This window comes from Rhizobacter sp. P3_B12, from assembly GCF_056402895.1.
This window is the reverse complement of sequence record NZ_JBFUGN010000044.1, coordinates 1-15,823: the sequence shown is the minus strand read 5'-3', so window position 1 is coordinate 15,823 and position 15,823 is coordinate 1. Positions and strand designations below refer to the sequence as shown.

The 15,823-nt window shown below is 69.7% G+C and carries 20 protein-coding genes; 14 read left to right on the top strand and 6 right to left on the bottom strand.

The features are described from left to right. The first annotated feature begins 10 nt into the window (after nucleotides 1-10). Nucleotides 11-1,459, top strand: coding sequence for an Asp-tRNA(Asn)/Glu-tRNA(Gln) amidotransferase subunit GatB (gene gatB, locus AC1D01_RS04710; protein ID WP_477864921.1), 1,449 nt, complete (start codon nucleotides 11-13; stop codon nucleotides 1,457-1,459). 18 nt (nucleotides 1,460-1,477) lie between these two features. On the opposite strand, the gene AC1D01_RS04705 is transcribed toward gatB, so the two are convergent. Together AC1D01_RS04705 and pyrE are read right to left on the bottom strand one after the other, a co-directional pair. After that, complete coding sequence (locus AC1D01_RS04705) at nucleotides 1,478-2,149, bottom strand: DUF4124 domain-containing protein (protein ID WP_477864920.1); 672 nt, start codon at nucleotides 2,147-2,149, stop codon at nucleotides 1,478-1,480. A 30-nt stretch (nucleotides 2,150-2,179) separates the two neighbouring features. Continuing rightward, nucleotides 2,180-2,851: an orotate phosphoribosyltransferase gene (gene pyrE / locus AC1D01_RS04700; RefSeq protein WP_477864919.1), complete on the bottom strand. Its 672-nt coding sequence runs from the start codon at nucleotides 2,849-2,851 to the stop codon at nucleotides 2,180-2,182. Nucleotides 2,852-2,863: 12 nt separating this feature from the next. On the opposite strand from pyrE, the gene AC1D01_RS04695 reads away from it, so the two are divergent. From AC1D01_RS04695 to arfB, 9 genes are all read left to right on the top strand, one after another. Beyond that, complete coding sequence (locus tag AC1D01_RS04695) at nucleotides 2,864-3,649, top strand: exodeoxyribonuclease III (RefSeq protein ID WP_477864918.1); 786 nt, start codon at nucleotides 2,864-2,866, stop codon at nucleotides 3,647-3,649. 72 nt (nucleotides 3,650-3,721) lie between these two features. Continuing rightward, nucleotides 3,722-3,949, top strand: a complete 228-nt coding sequence (locus tag AC1D01_RS04690) for a DUF6364 family protein (RefSeq protein ID WP_477864917.1) — start codon at nucleotides 3,722-3,724, stop codon at nucleotides 3,947-3,949. Continuing rightward, complete coding sequence (locus AC1D01_RS04685) at nucleotides 3,942-4,355, top strand: PIN domain-containing protein (protein ID WP_477864916.1); 414 nt, start codon at nucleotides 3,942-3,944, stop codon at nucleotides 4,353-4,355. The genes AC1D01_RS04690 and AC1D01_RS04685 overlap by 8 nt, the downstream gene beginning before the upstream one ends. Nucleotides 4,356-4,520: 165 nt before the next feature. Further along, entirely contained in the window at nucleotides 4,521-5,186 is a 666-nt protein-coding gene (locus AC1D01_RS04680) for a hypothetical protein (RefSeq protein ID WP_477864915.1), read from the top strand. A 35-nt stretch (nucleotides 5,187-5,221) separates the two neighbouring features. Beyond that, nucleotides 5,222-5,905 (top strand): alpha/beta hydrolase, encoded by a 684-nt coding sequence (locus AC1D01_RS04675; protein ID WP_477864914.1) that lies wholly within the window; start codon nucleotides 5,222-5,224, stop codon nucleotides 5,903-5,905. A gap of 112 nt (nucleotides 5,906-6,017) precedes the next feature. After that, nucleotides 6,018-6,746: a helix-turn-helix transcriptional regulator gene (locus AC1D01_RS04670; RefSeq protein WP_477864913.1), complete on the top strand. Its 729-nt coding sequence runs from the start codon at nucleotides 6,018-6,020 to the stop codon at nucleotides 6,744-6,746. Between the two features lie 122 nt (nucleotides 6,747-6,868). After that, nucleotides 6,869-7,516, top strand: coding sequence for a Crp/Fnr family transcriptional regulator (locus AC1D01_RS04665; protein ID WP_477864912.1), 648 nt, complete (start codon nucleotides 6,869-6,871; stop codon nucleotides 7,514-7,516). A gap of 35 nt (nucleotides 7,517-7,551) precedes the next feature. Then, a complete protein-coding gene (gene alr, locus AC1D01_RS04660) occupies nucleotides 7,552-8,652 on the top strand; it encodes an alanine racemase (RefSeq protein WP_477864911.1) in 1,101 nt (366 codons plus the stop codon). Continuing rightward, complete coding sequence (gene arfB / locus AC1D01_RS04655; protein ID WP_477864910.1) at nucleotides 8,649-9,050, top strand: alternative ribosome rescue aminoacyl-tRNA hydrolase ArfB; 402 nt, start codon at nucleotides 8,649-8,651, stop codon at nucleotides 9,048-9,050. Before alr ends, arfB begins: the two co-directional genes overlap by 4 nt. On the opposite strand, the gene AC1D01_RS04650 is transcribed toward arfB, so the two are convergent. From AC1D01_RS04650 to AC1D01_RS04635, 4 genes are all read right to left on the bottom strand, one after another. Then, nucleotides 9,047-9,298, bottom strand: coding sequence for an AbrB/MazE/SpoVT family DNA-binding domain-containing protein (locus AC1D01_RS04650; protein WP_477864909.1), 252 nt, complete (start codon nucleotides 9,296-9,298; stop codon nucleotides 9,047-9,049). The genes arfB and AC1D01_RS04650 overlap by 4 nt on opposite strands. Before the next feature lie 38 nt (nucleotides 9,299-9,336). Then, nucleotides 9,337-10,860, bottom strand: a complete 1,524-nt coding sequence (locus tag AC1D01_RS04645) for a methyl-accepting chemotaxis protein (RefSeq protein ID WP_477864908.1) — start codon at nucleotides 10,858-10,860, stop codon at nucleotides 9,337-9,339. An 87-nt stretch (nucleotides 10,861-10,947) separates the two neighbouring features. Further along, nucleotides 10,948-11,571 carry a LysE family transporter gene (locus AC1D01_RS04640; protein ID WP_477864907.1) on the bottom strand — a complete coding sequence of 208 codons (624 nt, stop codon included), beginning with the start codon at nucleotides 11,569-11,571 and terminating at the stop codon, nucleotides 10,948-10,950. Between the two features lie 44 nt (nucleotides 11,572-11,615). Beyond that, on the bottom strand, nucleotides 11,616-13,079 hold the full coding sequence (locus AC1D01_RS04635; RefSeq protein WP_477864906.1) for an aminotransferase-like domain-containing protein: 1,464 nt from the start codon (nucleotides 13,077-13,079) through the stop codon (nucleotides 11,616-11,618). A gap of 177 nt (nucleotides 13,080-13,256) precedes the next feature. Between AC1D01_RS04635 and AC1D01_RS04630 the strand changes: the two genes are divergently transcribed. The 4 genes from AC1D01_RS04630 to AC1D01_RS04615 form a co-directional block, all read left to right on the top strand. Then, nucleotides 13,257-13,565: a DUF2917 domain-containing protein gene (locus AC1D01_RS04630; protein WP_477864905.1), complete on the top strand. Its 309-nt coding sequence runs from the start codon at nucleotides 13,257-13,259 to the stop codon at nucleotides 13,563-13,565. Then, on the top strand, nucleotides 13,562-14,920 hold the full coding sequence (radA, locus tag AC1D01_RS04625) for a DNA repair protein RadA (protein WP_477864904.1): 1,359 nt from the start codon (nucleotides 13,562-13,564) through the stop codon (nucleotides 14,918-14,920). Before AC1D01_RS04630 ends, radA begins: the two co-directional genes overlap by 4 nt. Nucleotides 14,921-15,062: 142 nt before the next feature. Further along, a complete protein-coding gene (locus AC1D01_RS04620) occupies nucleotides 15,063-15,323 on the top strand; it encodes a FeoA family protein (RefSeq protein ID WP_477864903.1) in 261 nt (86 codons plus the stop codon). Next, the coding region (locus AC1D01_RS04615) for a FeoB small GTPase domain-containing protein (RefSeq protein WP_477864902.1) at nucleotides 15,320-15,823 on the top strand (504 nt) is incomplete at its 3' end. The genes AC1D01_RS04620 and AC1D01_RS04615, both read left to right, overlap by 4 nt.

Below are 15,823 nucleotides of genomic sequence, written 5' to 3'. Positions count from 1 at the left end.
CCCCCTGACCATGGCAAGCACCCCCCAACTGATCCGCGGCTACGAGGTCGTCATCGGCCTCGAGACGCACGCCCAGCTGTCCACGCGCAGCAAGATCTTCAGCGGCTCGAGCACGCAGTTCGGCGCCGYGCCGAACACGCAGGCCTCGCCCGTCGACCTGGCGCTGCCGGGGACGCTGCCGGTGATGAACCGCGGCGCGGTCGAGYGGGCGATCCGCTTCGGGCTGGCGGTCGGCGCGACGGTGGCGCCGCTGTCGATCTTCGCGCGCAAGAACTACTTCTACCCGGACCTGCCGAAGGGCTACCAGATCAGCCAGTACGAGACGCCGGTGGTGCAGGGCGGCTCGCTGGAGTTCTTCGTCGGCGACCTGAAGCACCGGGTGCAGCTGACGCGCGCCCACCTGGAAGAAGATGCCGGCAAGTCGCTGCACGAGGACTACGCCGGCCAGACCGGCATCGACCTGAACCGCGCCGGCACGCCGCTGCTGGAGATCGTCACCGAGCCCGACATGCGCGCGAGCACCGAGGCGGTGGAGTACGCGAAGGCGCTGCATTCGCTGGTGGTGTGGCTCGACATCTGCGACGGCAACATGCAGGAAGGCAGCTTCCGCTGCGATGCCAACGTGTCGGTGCGCCGGCCCGGCGCCGAGTTCGGCACGCGCCGCGAGATCAAGAACCTGAACAGCTTCAAGTACCTGCAGCAGGCGATCGACTACGAGATCCAGTGGCAGATCGACCTGATCGAGGACGGCGGCAAGGTGCAGCAGGCGACCGTGCTGTTCAACCCCGACACCGGCGAGACGCGGGCGATGCGCACGAAGGAAGACGCGCACGACTACCGCTACTTCCCCGACCCCGACCTGCCGCCGCTGGTGATCGCGCCCGAGTGGGTCGAGCAGGTGCGCGCCGCGATGCCGGAGTTGCCGCGCCTGATGGCCGAGCGCTTCCAGAAGGACTACGGGCTGCCGGCCTACGACGCGTCGATGATGACGCAGGGCAAGGCCTTCGGCGCGTTCTTCGAGGAAACGGCGAAGGCCTGCGGCCAGCCGAAGCTGGCGGCCAACTGGCTGATGGGCGAGGTGTCGCGGCGGCTGAACGCCGAAGAGAAGGACATCGCGCAGAGCCCGGTGAGTGCCGCGACGCTGGCCGCGCTGATCGGGCGCATCGCCGACGGCACGGTGTCGAACAACGGCGCCCGCCAGGTGTTCGATCAGCTCTGGTCCGAAGGCGGCCAGATCGACGCGATCATCGAGGCCAAGGGCCTGAAGCAGATGAGCGACAGCAGCGAGCTGGAGCGCATCCTCGATGAAGTGCTGGCGGCGAACGCGAAGTCGGTCGAGGAATTCCGCGCCGGCAAGGACAAGGCGTTCAACGCGCTGGTCGGCCAGGCGATGAAGGCCACCAAGGGCAAGGCGAACCCGTCGCAGGTGAACGAGTTGCTGAAGAAGAAGCTCAGCTGACGGGCCCTGCTTCCGCGTCTACTTCCCCGCCGCCTTGCGCGGCGCCGGTGCTGATGCAGCCGGCAGCGCGCCCATCGACCCCGGCGACGCGCCGGCCCACAGCTTCTTCAGCCGTTCGAGCTCGACGTCGTAGAGGTTGTTGATGCGCACGATCTCGTCTTCCTGGTTCTGCACCAGCGATTTCTGCGCCGCCACCGCGGCGTCGTTCGCATCGAGCTGCTGGCGCAGCTTGGCCGGCGGCTTCCTGCCCTTGTAGAACTCCTGCTCGTCGATCAGCGGCTTGCGCTCGCGCTCGARCTCGGCCAGCCGCCCCTGCGAGAACGCAACGCCCTTGCGCACGTCGTCGAGTGCGGCCTCGCGCGCCTTCATGTGGGCGGCATCGTTGGGGAAGCGGTTCACCAGGTTGCGGTCGCGGCGCATCGCATCCTGCTGCGCCACGCGGTCGGCCGAGGCCTGGCGCTCCTTCGCCTCGGCCTCGGCGCGCTCGTCGGCGGTCMTCGTCGGCGGCACGATCTGGCGCACCGAACCGTCGGTGTTGAGCATGCGCTGCTCGCGGGTCGCGCATTCGACGATGGGCCGGTCGGAGGTCAGGCGCCGGCCGTTGCCGTCGACGCAGCTGTAGATCGCGGCGTGGGCCGGGGCGGCGGCCACGAACCCCGCCAGCACGGCAAGGCAACGCCAGGTTCGCATCGGTCGATTCACCACAAGCAGGCTCGTCATTTACACCCCGTAACGGTCCCGGTAGGCGGTCACGCGCGCCAGGTGGCTGCGCAGGGCCGGATCGTCATTCGTCTGCAGATACTGCAGCAAGTCCGCCAGCGTCGCAATGGCGAGTACCGGCATGCGGTACGCCGCTTCGAACTCCTCAACGGACGAGCGGGCGCTCAGGTTGTCATCGGAACCCTTGCGCTCCATGCGGTCCATCGCGATCAGCACCGCAACCGGTTCCGCCCCGGCCGCGCGGATCATGTCGACCGATTCGCGCTTGGAAGCGCCGTCGGTGATCACGTCGTCGATGATGACGACGCGGCCCTTCAGAGGCGCGCCGACCATCAGCCCGCCTTCGCCGTGGTCCTTGGCTTCCTTGCGGTTGTGGCAGAACGGCACGTTGCGGCCCAGGCTCGCCAGCGCCACCGCGGTGGCCGAGGCCAGCGTGATGCCCTTGTAGGCGGGGCCGAACAGCATGTCGAACTCGACGCCCGAGGCGAGCAGGCGGCGCGCATAGAATTCCGCGAGGCGGCCCAGCTTGGCGCCGTCGTCGAACAGGCCGGAATTGAAGAAATAGGGCGACAGCCGCCCGGCCTTGGTCTTGAACTCCCCGAACCGCAACACGCCGGCTTCCACCGAGAAGCTGACGAAGTCTTTGGCCAGGGTGTCAGCGGTGGGGCTCATCGGAGGTCTTTCGTGTTCCGTCTGGTGTCTTTGAATCTGAACGGCATCCGCTCGGCTGCCACGAAGGGGCTGGTGCCGTGGGCGGAAAGCATCGGCGCCGATTGTATGGGGGTGCAGGAGGTCAAGGCCCAGGCGGCCGACATCGCCGGCCGCTTCGAGCAGGTGCACGACCTGCACGGCCATTTCCACTTCGCCGAGAAGAAGGGCTACTCGGGCGTCGGCCTGTACGCGCGCAAGACGCCGAGCGACGTGGTGGTGGGCTTCGGCTCGCCCGAGTTCGATGCCGAGGGCCGCTACATCGAGGCGCGTTTCGACACCCCGAAGCGCAAGCTGAGCATCATCAGCTGCTACTTCCCGAGCGGCTCCAGCGGCGAGGAGCGGCAGTTGGCGAAGTTCCGCTTTCTGGCGCTGATGACGCCGTACCTGCAGAAGCTGAAGGCCGAGCGCGAGTTCATCCTGGTGGGCGACGTGAACATCGCGCACAAGGAGATCGACCTGAAGAACTGGCGCAGCAACCAGAAGAACAGCGGCTTCCTGCCCGAGGAGCGGGCCTGGATGACGCACACGCTGGACGAGCTGGGCCTGGTCGACGTGTTCCGCACGCTGAACCCGAAGGCCGAGCAATACACCTGGTGGAGCAACCGCGGCCAGGCCTGGGCGAAGAACGTCGGCTGGCGGCTCGACTACCACCTGGCCACGCCCGCGCTGGCTGCCACGGCGCTGCGCGAGCACATCTACATCGAGCAGCGCTTCTCGGACCACGCGCCGCTGATCATCGACTACGACTTCACGCTCTGAGCATCGTCCACCGAGGGGCTTCAAATTCCCTTGCGTTTCAGCACATAATATGTGCGCACGTAAGGGGAAAATATGAACATCACCTTGTCCGTGGACGAGCGCATCGCGGAGCAGGCTCGTGCAGCCGCCGCCACGATGGGCAAAAGTCTGAACCAGGCCGTTCGAGACTACCTGGAGCAGTTGGCAGGAAGCCAGCAGCTGGCGAACGAGCTGCAGGCCTTCGAGCAATCCGTTCGAGCCACACCGGGACGGCTGGGTGGTTGGCGCTTCGATCGCGAAGAGGCCAATCGCCGTGCGTAGCCTGCTGGACACGAACGTTCTTGTCTACGCAGATGCCTCGGACGAGCCCGAGAAGCAGCAACGCGCCATCGCGCTGATCACCGCAACGCGCCGCGCGGGCACCGCGGTGCTGTCCACCCAAGTGCTCCAGGAATACGTGAATGTCGCGTTGCGCAAGCTTCGGCTTCCACACGAACTGATTCGGCGACGGATCGGTTTCTATCGGCGATTCGACATGGTGACCACGTCGGCCGACTTGATCGCCGGCGCGCTGGATCTTCACGTCCTGCGAAGTCTGTCGTTCTACGACGCGTTGATCGTGCAGGCTGCCATCGTTGGCGGATGTGAGCGGGTGTTGAGCGAAGACATGCAACACGGCGCGGTGCTTGGAGGCGTGCGCATCGAAAACCCCTTCGTGACGCCATGAACGCCGCCAAGGCGTTTCACGCTCTGAGCCGACACCCGAAACGCTGAACAACGCCTCCCGTCCCGCGCTGTTCGGCGCTTGGTCCCGCCCCTCCTCGCTGAAGAATGAGCGCTCACCCGCACCCGCGGGTTCGCCTTCACTCAGATGCAGTACGAGGAGACGCTCATGATCAAGACGCTGACCACCCTGGCCGCCACCCTGGCACTGGCCGCTGGCGCCCACGCCGGCGAGGTCTACACCGGCATCGGCACGCACGGCCTGATGCTCGGCTATGCGCAGCCGGTCGCGCCGTCGGTGACGCTGCGCGGCGATGTCGCGTCGCTCGGCAAGCACAGCACCACGAAGACGGAGGACGGCATCCACTACGACGCCGAGCTGAAGTTGAGCCGCGGCGGCGTGTTCGCCGACTGGTTCTTCACCGGCGGCTGGCGCCTGACCGGCGGCGTGACCTTCAACGCGATGAAGCTCGACCTGGCCGGCAAGCCGACCAACAACCAGATCGTGATCGGCAACACCACCTACGCGACGCAGGACGGCGACCGTTTCGACGCGCACGTGAAGTTCCCGAAGACGACGCCGTTCCTCGGCATCGGCTACGGCCACCAGGCCGGCACCGAAGGCGCCTGGGGCTTCCACTTCGACCTCGGTGCGAGCATCGGCCGCGCGAAGGTCGAGTCGGCCGCGAGCGGCCCCACCTTCGACAGCATGGATGCGACCCAGCGCGCGCAGCTGAACGCCGATGTCGACCAGGAAACGCAGGAGCTGCGCGACGGCGTCGGCAAGATCCGCGCGATCCCGCAACTCAGCCTGGGCGTGAACTACCGCTTTTGAGCCGGTTGGTGATCCTGCCGGGCTAGCATCGCGGCATGCAGCTCCTCGACACCATCGAAACCGACACCGGCCCGAACCCGACGGCCACCATCATCTTCCTGCACGGGCTCGGCGACAGCGGGCACGGCTTCGCGCCCTTCGCGCACGAGCTGGACCTGTCGGCCGCCGGCCCGGTGCGCTTCATCTTTCCCCACGCGCCGACGCGGCCGGTCACGATCAACGGCGGCTACGTGATGCGCGCCTGGTACGACATTCTCGGCGCCGACCTGGTGCGGCGCGAGGACGAGACCGGCCTGCGCGAATCGCAGGCGCTGGTGCAAGCGCTGATCGCGCGCGAGAACGAGCGCGGCATCCCCAGCTCGCGCATCGTGCTCGGCGGCTTCTCGCAGGGCTGTGCGATGACGCTGCTGACCGGGCTGCGCCACGGCGAGCGGCTGGCCGGCCTGGTCGGGCTGTCGGGCTACCTGCCGTTGGCGGCCGAGACCGCGGCCGAGCGCCATGCCGCGAACCACGGCGTGCCGATCTTCCTCGCGCACGGCCGGCAGGACCCGGTGATTCCGATCGCCCGCGCACTCGCATCGCGCGACGCGCTGCTGGCGCTCGGCCACCCGCTCGAGTGGCACGAGTACCCGATGCCGCATTCGGTGTGCGGCCCGGAGGTCGAGCACCTGACACGCTGGCTGACCACGCTGCTGGGCGACCCCGCCCGGCCGAGGTGAATAAATCACAAACCCGCCCGGCGGTTTTCACCACCTGCCGGCATCCGACGCCCCTACGCTGTAACAAGGTGCACAGCGCTGCTGCTGCACCTGCCATCAGAAGGACAGCGCCATGTTGGATGAACTGCTCTCACCCCCGGACACCCGCCCGACCACCCACCTGAACCTGCGGCCCGCCCCGGCCGCGATCCACCCCGTCGTCGACTCCGTCACCCCGCCCTATCCCGGACCGGAGCGCCGCCACGGCCACTCCGCGATGGCCCGCTGGCTGACGATGATGCTCGACGAGATGGACCACGGCCTGCTGCTGATCGATGCGAACTGCAGCCTGCGCCATGCCAACCAGCTCGGCTGGCAGTTGCTGCAGGCCGGCGACGGCCTGCGCCTCATCAAGGACCAGGTGCTGCCGCGGCATGCGGAGGAGCTGTCCGGCTTCCTCGGCGCGCTGCTCGGCGCCTGCGGCGGCCGGCGCCGCATGCTGAACCTGAGCCGCGACGACGGCGCGATGCCGGTGGCCTTCGTGCCGATGTCCTCGCCCGAGGACGGTGCGCTGGCGATGCTGGTGCTCGGCAAGCGCCACCGCTGCGAATCGCTGACCCTCGAGTTCTTCGCCCGCACCCACGGCCTGACGGCCGCCGAGACCAAGGTGCTGCGCGCGCTGTGCGACGGCCAGCGGCCGAAGGAAGTGGCGCGCACCTTCAGCGTCGCCGTCTCGACGGTGCGCTCGCAGATCAGCAGCATCCGCATCAAGACGCAGACCGCCAGCATCGGCGACCTGCTGAACCGCGTCGCGGTGCTGCCGCCGATCGCGTCGGCCATGAAGATGCCGCTGTCGCACTGATCCGCGCCGGCTTCCGTCACGCGCGGCGCGTCCGCCGTCACGGAGGCGCCAGGGCGGCGTGCTAGATTGGATGGGCTCCCGGGCGACCCGCCCGGGCTTTCCCCATTCGCAGCCGCTTCTCCATGGACGCCGTCTCCGGCCCAGCATCCATCCCCCTGCTGTCCGAATCCCTGGGCCTGCTCTCCGCCCGGGGCGAGCAGCGCCGCTATCGCAAGGGCGTGCTGCTGATCCAGGAGGGCGATCACGGCGACACCTTGTTCATCCTGCTGTCGGGCCGCGTCAAGGCGTTCTCGATCGACGAGCGCGACCGCGAGATCGTCTACGGCGTCTACGGCCCGGGCGAGTACCTCGGCGAGATGTCGCTCGACGGCGGCCCGCGCTCGGCCTCGGTCATCACGCTCGAACCCACGGTGTGCTCGGTCGTCACGCGGCACACGCTGCGCCAGCACATCGCCGAGCGGCCGGAGTTCGCGTTCGAGCTGATCTCGCGCGTGATCCACCGCGCACGCCTGGCGACCCACAGTGCGCGCAGCCTGGCCCTGCTCGACGTCTACGGCCGCGTCGCGCAGCTGCTGACCGACCTGGCGGTGGTGCAGCCCGACGGCACGCACGTGATCCGCGAACGGCTGACGCACCAGGAGATCGCCAGCCGCGTCGGCTGCTCGCGCGAGATGGTGAGCCGGCTGCTGAAGGACCTGGACGCCGGCGGGCACATCGCGGTCAGCCGCACGCAGATCGTGCTGAAGCGGCCGCTGCCCGCGCGCTGGTAGCCGGCAGGCGCGCGCGCCGCTGGCAGAATCGGCGCATGCCGCGTCCGATCGAAGCGCTGATCCACAGCGATGCCCTGAGCCACAACCTGCAGCGCGCCCGTGCCTGCGCGCCCGATGCACGCGTCTGGGCGATCGTCAAGGCGAACGCCTACGGGCACGGCATCGAGCGGGTGTACGGCGCGCTGCAGGCCGCCGACGGCTTCGCGCTGCTCGACCTGGCCGAGGCCGAGCGGGTGCGCGCGCTGGGCTGGCGCGGGCCGATCCTGCTGCTCGAGGGCTGTTTCGAAGCACGCGACCTGGAGCTGTGCTCGCGCCTGAACCTGTGGCACACGGTGCACCACGAGGCGCAGATCGACTGGCTCGCGATGCACAAGACGACCTGGCCGCACCACGTCTTCCTGAAGATGAACTCCGGCATGAACCGGCTCGGCTTCACGCCGGCCGCGTTCCGCACCGCGTGGTTGCGGCTGTCGAACCTGCCGCAGGTCGACGCGATCACGCTGATGACGCATTTCTCCGATGCCGACGGGCCGCGCGGCATCGAGGCGCAGGTGGCGGTGTTCAACGCCGCCACCGCCGACCTCGACGGCGAACGCTCGCTGAGCAACAGCGCGGCCACGCTGCGCTTCGCGCCGACGCAGCCGGGCGTGCGGGCCGACTGGGTGCGCCCCGGCATCATGGTGTACGGCTCGTCGCCCGACCACCCCGAGAAGACGATCGCCGACTGGGACCTGCGCCCGGCGATGACGCTGCGCTCGAAGCTGATCGGCGTGCAGGCGCTGAAGCCCGGCGACACCGTCGGCTACGGCAGTGCGTTCACCGCCGAGCGCGAGATGCGCATCGGCGTGGCCGCCTGCGGCTATGCCGACGGCTACCCGCGCGTCGCACCGGCCGGCACGCCGGTGCTGGTCGATGGCGTGCGCTGCGGGCTGGTCGGCCGGGTGTCGATGGACATGCTGGCGATCGACCTGACGCCGCTGCCGCAGGCGGGCGTCGGCAGCGAGGTCACGCTGTGGGGGCGCGGCCCGCACGGCAGCGTGCTGTCGATCGACGAGGTCGCGCGGCCGGCCGGCACGATCGGCTACGAGCTGATGTGCGCGCTCGCGCAGCGGGTGCCGACGCACGCCGTGCCGTGACGCCCCAGGTCGATCCCGCCGAAGTCGAGTTCAGCGCGATCCGCGCGCAGGGGGCGGGCGGGCAGAACGTCAACAAGGTGTCGAGCGCGGTGCACCTGCGCTTCGACATCCGTGCGTCGTCGCTGCCCGAGCCGCTGAAGGAGCGGCTGCTCGCGCTGTCCGACCAGCGCATCACCGGCGAAGGCGTCGTCGTGATCAAGGCGCAGACCTCGCGCAGCCAGGACATGAACCGCCAGGATGCCTTGCAGCGCCTGCAGCAGCTGGTCGACAGCGTGGCCGTGGTGGCGCCGCCGCGGCGAGCGACCAAACCGACGCGCGGGTCRCAGAAGCGGCGGCTCGAAGGAAAGTCTCAGCGCGGCGACCTGAAGAGCTCGCGGGGGAAAGTGCGCGACGTCTAGCGTCTCGCTTGTCGGTCTCGCAGGTGACTCGCGATGGCTTCATCCATCTGGCCGGTCGTCAGAGGCGTGACGAAGGGCGATTTCAGAAGTCCTCGGATCCGGCGAGCGTCCGGCTTCACCGGTTGGGCCACCAAGGTGCCATCGGGATGCATGCTGAACTCCAGCACGGACCCGCTGGCGAGACCGAGGCGATCTCGAATCTCCTTGGGAATCGTGACCTGTCCCTTGGCGTTGAGTTTGGCGAGCATGGTGTCCGTCCTGATGAGATTCGGCCCCGGGATCCGGCTCAGCCGCGCCGCGTCTTGTAGATCCCGCAGCCCAGCACCAGGTCCTGCGCCACCGGCACGATGTACGAGGTCTTCGGCAGCACCTGCCCGTTGGCCGGGTTCAGGAAGTCGTAGTCGACCCAGCCGCCGCCGGCCGCGGCAGCGGCCCACACGTCGTGCGCCAGCCTGGTCACGTCGGTGCCGATGATCTGCTTCGCGCTCTTGCCGACGTTGGCCGGCTTGCCGCCGAACGCGTGGTACACGAGCTGCCGGTCCCAGGCGAAGACGTACATGTCGCGGTCCGAGAACCCGTTGCCCGGTTCGGTGATGCCGGGCAGCGCCGCCGCGCCGCCGCGCTCCTTGTAGAACGTGATGGCCCGCTGCACCAGCGCCTGCGCCTCGTCTGCCGTGCCCTGGCGCAGCTTGAAACCGCCCGCGGCGGCCGACAGCTGGCGCGCCCGCTCGCCCAGGCTGGCACAGGCGCGCGAGGTCTGCTCGACCATCTGCGCGTTCTGGTGGGTCAGCGAATCGAGCTGCGTCATCGCCTGCGAGACCTGCGCGAGGCCGTCGCTCTGCTCGCCGACGGCCGAGGTGATGCGCCCCATCCGCCCGGTGAGTTCGGCGATGCCGCCGACGATCTCCGACAGCACGCCGCTCACCCGGTCGATGTGGCCGACGCCGCTCGCGGTCTTGGCGCCCGACTGCTCGATCAGCGCCTTGATCTCGCGCGCCGCCTCGCCGCTGCGCTGCGCGAGCGCGCGCACCTCGGCCGCGACGACCGCGAAGCCGCGGCCCTGCTCGCCGGCACGCGCCGCCTCGACGGCGGCATTCAGCGCGAGGATGTTGGTCTGGAACGCGATCGAGTCGATCACGCCGATGATGTCGCCGACCTTCTCGGAGCCGGCCTTGATGGCATGCATCGAGTCGACCGCCTCGCGCATCGCGCCGCCGCCCGAGCCGGCCAGGCCGTGCACGCGCGCGGCCAGCGCCTCGGCCTCGCGGGCATCGCTCGCGTTCTGGCGCACCGTGGCATCGAGCTGCTGCACGCTGGCCGAGGTCTGCTCCAGGTTGGCCGATTGCTGCTCGGTGCGGCTCGACAGGTCGGCGGTGTCGGTCGTCAGCTCGGTGCTGGCCGCCGTGACCAGCAGCGAACTGCTGCGGATGTCGGCCACCAGCCCGGAGATCGTCTCGTTGACCGCATCGAGCGCCGCGCCGATGCGGGCGAATTCATCCTCGCCGCGGATCTCGATCCGGCGCGACAGGTCGCCCTGCTTCATGCGCAACACGGCCGATTCGAGCGCGCCCAGCGCGCCGGCCATCTGCAGGTACAGCGCCATCAGCAGCCAGGCCACCAGCACCGCCACGGCGATCAGCGCGAGGCTGCCCCCGTGCGTCCAGCCGTGCTGCTGCACCCAGGCGCCGAGTGCGGCCGCCCCCAGCAGCGCGCAGCCGACGGCCAGCAGCGAGAGCTTCGCGCCGAGCCCCAGCCTGCCGAATGCGGTGACTCCCAGGCCCATCGGCCCCCCACTGCGATGCACGTCCATCCGCCCCCCGTTGGTGTTGCCACCCGGTCGGCCCGGGCGGTCGGGCGATCGTACAGGCGCTGTCGCGCCGCGTGCAAACCGCGCGGGTCAGGCGCGCTTGAAGAGTGCCAGGAATGCCGCAGCGGCGACGAACAGGCTGCCGAACAGGCGGTTCAGCGCGCGGATCTGCAGCGGCGACTTCAGCAGCCGCAGCAGCCGTGCGGCGAGCGCGGTGTAGCCAGCCATCACGACCAGGTCGGTGAACATCAGCGTCGCGCCGATCACGCCGTACTGCGGGGCGAGCGGCTGCGCCAGGTCGAGGAACTGCGGCACCACGGCCAGCAGGAACACCGTGCCTTTCGGGTTCACCGCGTTGACCAGCCAGCCGCGCAGCACCAGGGCGCGCCGCGTCACCTGGCCCTCCTCCGTGGCGACCACCACCGGGGTGAGCGGCGCGCGCCATTGCCTGATGCCCAGCCACACCAGGTAGCCCACGCCGGCCCACTTGACCGCGGCGAAGGCGAGGCTCGAGGCGGCGATCAGCGCCCCCAGCCCCAGCCCGACGACGATCACCTGTGTCCAGATGCCCAGCACCAGGCCGAAGGTCATGAAATAGCCGCGCGCGAAGCCGTGGTTGACGCCCGCGCTCATGGCGGCGACCGCACCGGCCCCGGGCGACAGGCTGATCGCCCAGGCGGCGGCGAAGAAACGAAGCCAGACAGCGAATTCCATGAGATGTCGATGACGTGAACGATGAAGTGAAGAGAGGGCACCGCTCAGCCGAGCTGCTCCGCGATGATCTGCCCGAGCCGTTTCAGGCGGGTTTCGAGCAGCGGCGTCCACGGGTCGCCGTAGTGCAGCCGGATGAAGTGGTCGAAGCGCGCGCTGCAGGTGAACGTGGCGCCCGGCGCCATGCCGATCAGTTCGGCGCACGCCCGCTCGAACACCTTGCGCGAATCCACCTGCGGCGGCAGCTCGATCCACAGCGCCAGCCCGCCGCGCGGCCGGCTCAGGCGGCAGCCGGGCGGGAAGTATCGCGCGATCGCGTCGGCCATCGCCTGCGCCTGGGCTTTCAGCGCCGCGCGCAGCCGGCGCATGTGGTGGTCGTAGCCGCCGTCGGCCAGGAACTCGGCGATCACCTCCTGCTGCAGCTGCACGCCGGGCGACGAGGTGCGGAACTTGATGGACTGGCATTCGCGCAGGTGCCGGCCCGGCGCCATCCAGCCGACGCGGTAGCCGGGCGCCACCGCCTTCGTGAAGGCCGAGCACAGGATCACGTCGTCGCGTGCGTCGAAGCTCTTCAGCACCGGCGGGCGCTCGTCGCCGAAGTGCAGCTCGCCGTAGATGTCGCTCTCGATCAGCGAGATGCCGCGCTCGGCGGCCAGCGCGACCAGGCGGCGCTTGTTCTCGATCGGCATCAGGCTGCCGACCGGGTTCTGGAAGTTCGGGATCACCACGCAGGCGCGCACCGCACCGGGCGTGCGCGTGGCCAGGTCGAGCGCCTCGATCGACAGGCCGTCGCGCGGATGCGACGGGATCTCCAGCGAGCGCATTCCCAGGGTCTCGATCACCTCCAGCAGCATGAAGTAGGTCGGCGATTCGAGCGCGATCGTGTCGCCGGCCTTCGCCACCGAGCGCAGCGCGAGGTGCATCGCCTCCATGCCGCCGTTGGTCAGCACGATCTCGTCGGGGTGCAGCCGCACGCCGCTGTGGACCGCGCGGCGGGCGATCTCGCGGCGCAGCGCCGGGCTGCCGCCGCTCTCGATGCGCGACGCGTACTCGGGGTGGCGGCGGTTGATGCTGGCCGTCAGCTGGCGCAGCTTGGCCTCGGGCAGCAGGGCGCGGCCGGCCTGCACGCGGAACGACGGCATCGAGCCCGATTCGTTCGCGGCCAGCAGGAACTGGCGCGTCAGCCCGTCGGGCGTGACGAAATCGGCCTTGCTCATGCGGGCATCGAGCTCCGGCTCGGGCAGCGGCTGCGGTCGCGGCGCGACGAAATAGCCGGACTTGGGCCGGGCCTCGACCAGCCCGCGGTTCTCGAGCCAGCGGTAGGCGAGCGTCGCGGTGGAGGCACTGACGCCGTGCTGCTGGCACAGCTGGCGCACCGATGGCAGCCGGTCGCCGCTGCGCAGGCTGCCGCAGGTGATGGCCTTCTCCAGCCCGCTGGCCACTGTCTGATACAGCGGCAACTGTGGCAACAACGACAGCAGCGCATCAGCGTCGAGCAGGGCCTCTTCCATGGGAAGCGATTGTCSCCGTGGCGCTGGGGGCGGCACAGGTACAGAGCCGGGCAGTTGCCACCAGCACAGCCGACGCGGCGAGCATCTGTGCCGGTGCAGTTCGCGCCGTTCTGGATGTGGTGGCGGACAGCGCTTGCCGGAACACTGGTGCCCTGAGGAACCCACGGCACGACCACCATGACGACCCCGCTCCACACCCTCGATCTGCAACTCGCGGCCGGCGAACTGCACCGCTGGCGCTCGGCTCGCACGGTCGAGCTGCAAGTGCTGGCCGGCCGCGTGTGGGTCACGCAAAGCGGCGACGAGGACGACCACTTCCTGGCGGCCGGCGACACGCTCGCGTTGCGCCGTGGGGCGCTGGCGCTGATCGAGGCGGAGTCGGGCGCGAACCTGCGCCTGTTCGCGGCCGCGGCGGCGCTGTCGACGACAGCGTGGTGGCGGCGCCTCGCGGGCCGCCGCCGGCCCCCCGCTACAGTCGCGGGGTGAGCAAACCCAAATCCATCTACACCTGCAGCGAGTGCGGCGGCACCAGTCCCAAATGGCTGGGCAAGTGCCCGCACTGCAACGCCTGGAACACGCTGGTCGAAGGCGTCGCCGAGGCGCCGTCGAAGCACCGCTACCAATCGCTGGCCGGCGCGCAGCCGGTCGCCACGCTGTCCGAGATCGAGGCCTCCGATGTCGACCGCCAGCCCACCGGCATCGATGAGCTCGACCGCGTGCTCGGCGGCGGCATCGTCGCCGGCGGCGTCGTGCTGATCGGCGGCGACCCGGGCATCGGCAAGTCGACGCTGCTGCTGCAGGCGCTCGATGCGTTGTCGCGCAACATGCGCGCGCTGTACGTCACCGGCGAAGAATCCGGCGCGCAGGTCGCGCTGCGCTCGCGCCGGCTCGGGCTCGACGGCTCGCAGGTGCGCGTGGTCGCCGAGATCCAGCTCGAGAAGATCACCGCCACCATCGATGCCGAGCAGCCGGCGATCTGCGTGATCGACTCGATCCAGACCGTCTACAGCGAGCAGCTCACCTCGGCGCCCGGCTCGGTGGCCCAGGTGCGCGAATGCGCCGCGCAGCTGACCCGCGTGGCCAAGAGCAGCGGCACCACGATCATCCTGGTCGGCCACGTGACGAAGGAAGGCGCGCTGGCCGGCCCGCGCGTGCTGGAGCACATCGTCGACACGGTGCTGTATTTCGAGGGCGACACCCACAGCAGCTTCCGGCTGGTGCGTGCGATCAAGAACCGCTTCGGCGCGGTCAACGAGATCGGYGTGTTCGCGATGACCGAGAAGGGGCTGAAGGGCGTCGCGAACCCGAGCGCGATCTTCCTGTCGACGCACGGCGAGCCGGTGGCCGGCTCCTGCGTGCTGGTCACGCTGGAGGGCACGCGGCCGCTGCTGGTCGAGATCCAGGCGCTGGTCGACTCCGGCGGCCCGAGCCCGCGGCGCCTGAGCGTCGGCCTCGACCGCGACCGCCTCGCGATGATGCTGGCGGTGCTGCACCGGCATGCCGGCATCGCCTGCCTCGACCAGGACGTGTTCGTCAACGCGGTGGGCGGCGTGCGCATCAGCGAGCCGGCGGCCGACCTGGCGGTGATGCTCGCGATCCAGAGCAGCCTGCGCGGGCGGCCGCTGCCGCGCGGCTTCATTGCGTTCGGCGAGGTCGGGCTGGCCGGCGAGGTGCGGCCGGCGCCGCGCGGCCAGGAGCGCCTGAAGGAGGCGGCGAAGCTCGGCTTCAGCGTGGCCGTCGTGCCGAAGGCGAATGCGCCGAAGAAGGCCATCGAGGGGTTGACCATCCACCCGGTCGAGCGCATCGAGGAGGCGATCGACCTGCTGCGCACGCTGAGCTGAGTCGGGTTGAGCTGACATCGCGCAAAGCGTCACACCGTGACACGCCAGGGGTGGGAGCGCCCCTGCGACCGTGCGGCCAAACAAGAGCTATTATCATTTGCATCGGGCGGCTTTCGCCCTGCCGTGATTGCTCCCGCCCCGTATGACCGCTCCCCGTCTTTCCGACCTGCCCGCCGGTGCCCGTGGCACCGTCATCGGCCTGCGCGCCGAGGGCTCGCCCGATCCGCAGATGCTGCACCGCCTGAGCGAGCTGGGCTTCCTGCCCGGCGAGCCGGTGCAGCTGCTGCGCCGCGGCCCGGGTGGGCGCGAACCGCTCGCGGTGCAGATCGGCGAGACCTTCTTCGCGCTGCGCAGGATCGAGGCGCAGTGCGTCGAGGTCCAGCTCGAAGGGCTGCCGTCATGAGCACCGAAGCCCTGCAGGCCCTTCGGATTGCCCTGGTCGGCAACCCGAACTGTGGCAAGACGGCCCTCTTCAACCTGCTGACCGGCGCGCGCCAGAAGGTCGCGAACTACGCCGGCGTCACCGTCGAGCGCAAGGTGGGCAGCGCGACGCTGCGCAACGGCCGCACGGTGTCGGTGATCGACCTGCCCGGTGCCTACAGCCTGACGCCGGCCACACCCGATGAAGAGGTCACCCGCGAGATGGTGATGGGCCTGCGCGCCGGCGAGGCCGCGCCCGATGCGCTGGTCGCGGTGGTCGACGCCACCAACCTGCCGATGAACCTGCGCCTGGTGCTCGAGTTGCGCCGCCTCGGCCGGCCGATGATCGTCTCGCTGAACATGGCCGACGTGGCCCGCGCGCGCGGGCTGCAGATCGACGTGGCCAGGCTGTCGGCCGAGCTCGGCGTGCCGGTCGTCGAGACCGTCGCGGTGCAGAGCCGCGGCCACGAGGCGCTGCTGGCC

What these genes read in the sequence shown, in the direction of transcription:
- AC1D01_RS04640 (WP_477864907.1), bottom strand. Translation starts at nt 11,571, where the DNA reads ATGGAATTCGCTGTCTGGCTTCGTTTCTTCGCCGCCGCCTGGGCGATC.
- AC1D01_RS04680 (WP_477864915.1), top strand. Translation starts at nt 4,521, where the DNA reads ATGATCAAGACGCTGACCACCCTGGCCGCCACCCTGGCACTGGCCGCT.
- AC1D01_RS04635 (WP_477864906.1), bottom strand. Translation starts at nt 13,079, where the DNA reads ATGGAAGAGGCCCTGCTCGACGCTGATGCGCTGCTGTCGTTGTTGCCA.
- pyrE (WP_477864919.1), bottom strand. Translation starts at nt 2,851, where the DNA reads ATGAGCCCCACCGCTGACACCCTGGCCAAAGACTTCGTCAGCTTCTCG.
- AC1D01_RS04665 (WP_477864912.1), top strand. Translation starts at nt 6,869, where the DNA reads ATGGACGCCGTCTCCGGCCCAGCATCCATCCCCCTGCTGTCCGAATCC.
- AC1D01_RS04675 (WP_477864914.1), top strand. Translation starts at nt 5,222, where the DNA reads ATGCAGCTCCTCGACACCATCGAAACCGACACCGGCCCGAACCCGACG.
- AC1D01_RS04630 (WP_477864905.1), top strand. Translation starts at nt 13,257, where the DNA reads ATGACGACCCCGCTCCACACCCTCGATCTGCAACTCGCGGCCGGCGAA.
- AC1D01_RS04690 (WP_477864917.1), top strand. Translation starts at nt 3,722, where the DNA reads ATGAACATCACCTTGTCCGTGGACGAGCGCATCGCGGAGCAGGCTCGT.
- alr (WP_477864911.1), top strand. Translation starts at nt 7,552, where the DNA reads ATGCCGCGTCCGATCGAAGCGCTGATCCACAGCGATGCCCTGAGCCAC.
- AC1D01_RS04650 (WP_477864909.1), bottom strand. Translation starts at nt 9,298, where the DNA reads ATGCTCGCCAAACTCAACGCCAAGGGACAGGTCACGATTCCCAAGGAG.
- AC1D01_RS04645 (WP_477864908.1), bottom strand. Translation starts at nt 10,860, where the DNA reads ATGGACGTGCATCGCAGTGGGGGGCCGATGGGCCTGGGAGTCACCGCA.
- AC1D01_RS04670 (WP_477864913.1), top strand. Translation starts at nt 6,018, where the DNA reads ATGTTGGATGAACTGCTCTCACCCCCGGACACCCGCCCGACCACCCAC.
- AC1D01_RS04620 (WP_477864903.1), top strand. Translation starts at nt 15,063, where the DNA reads ATGACCGCTCCCCGTCTTTCCGACCTGCCCGCCGGTGCCCGTGGCACC.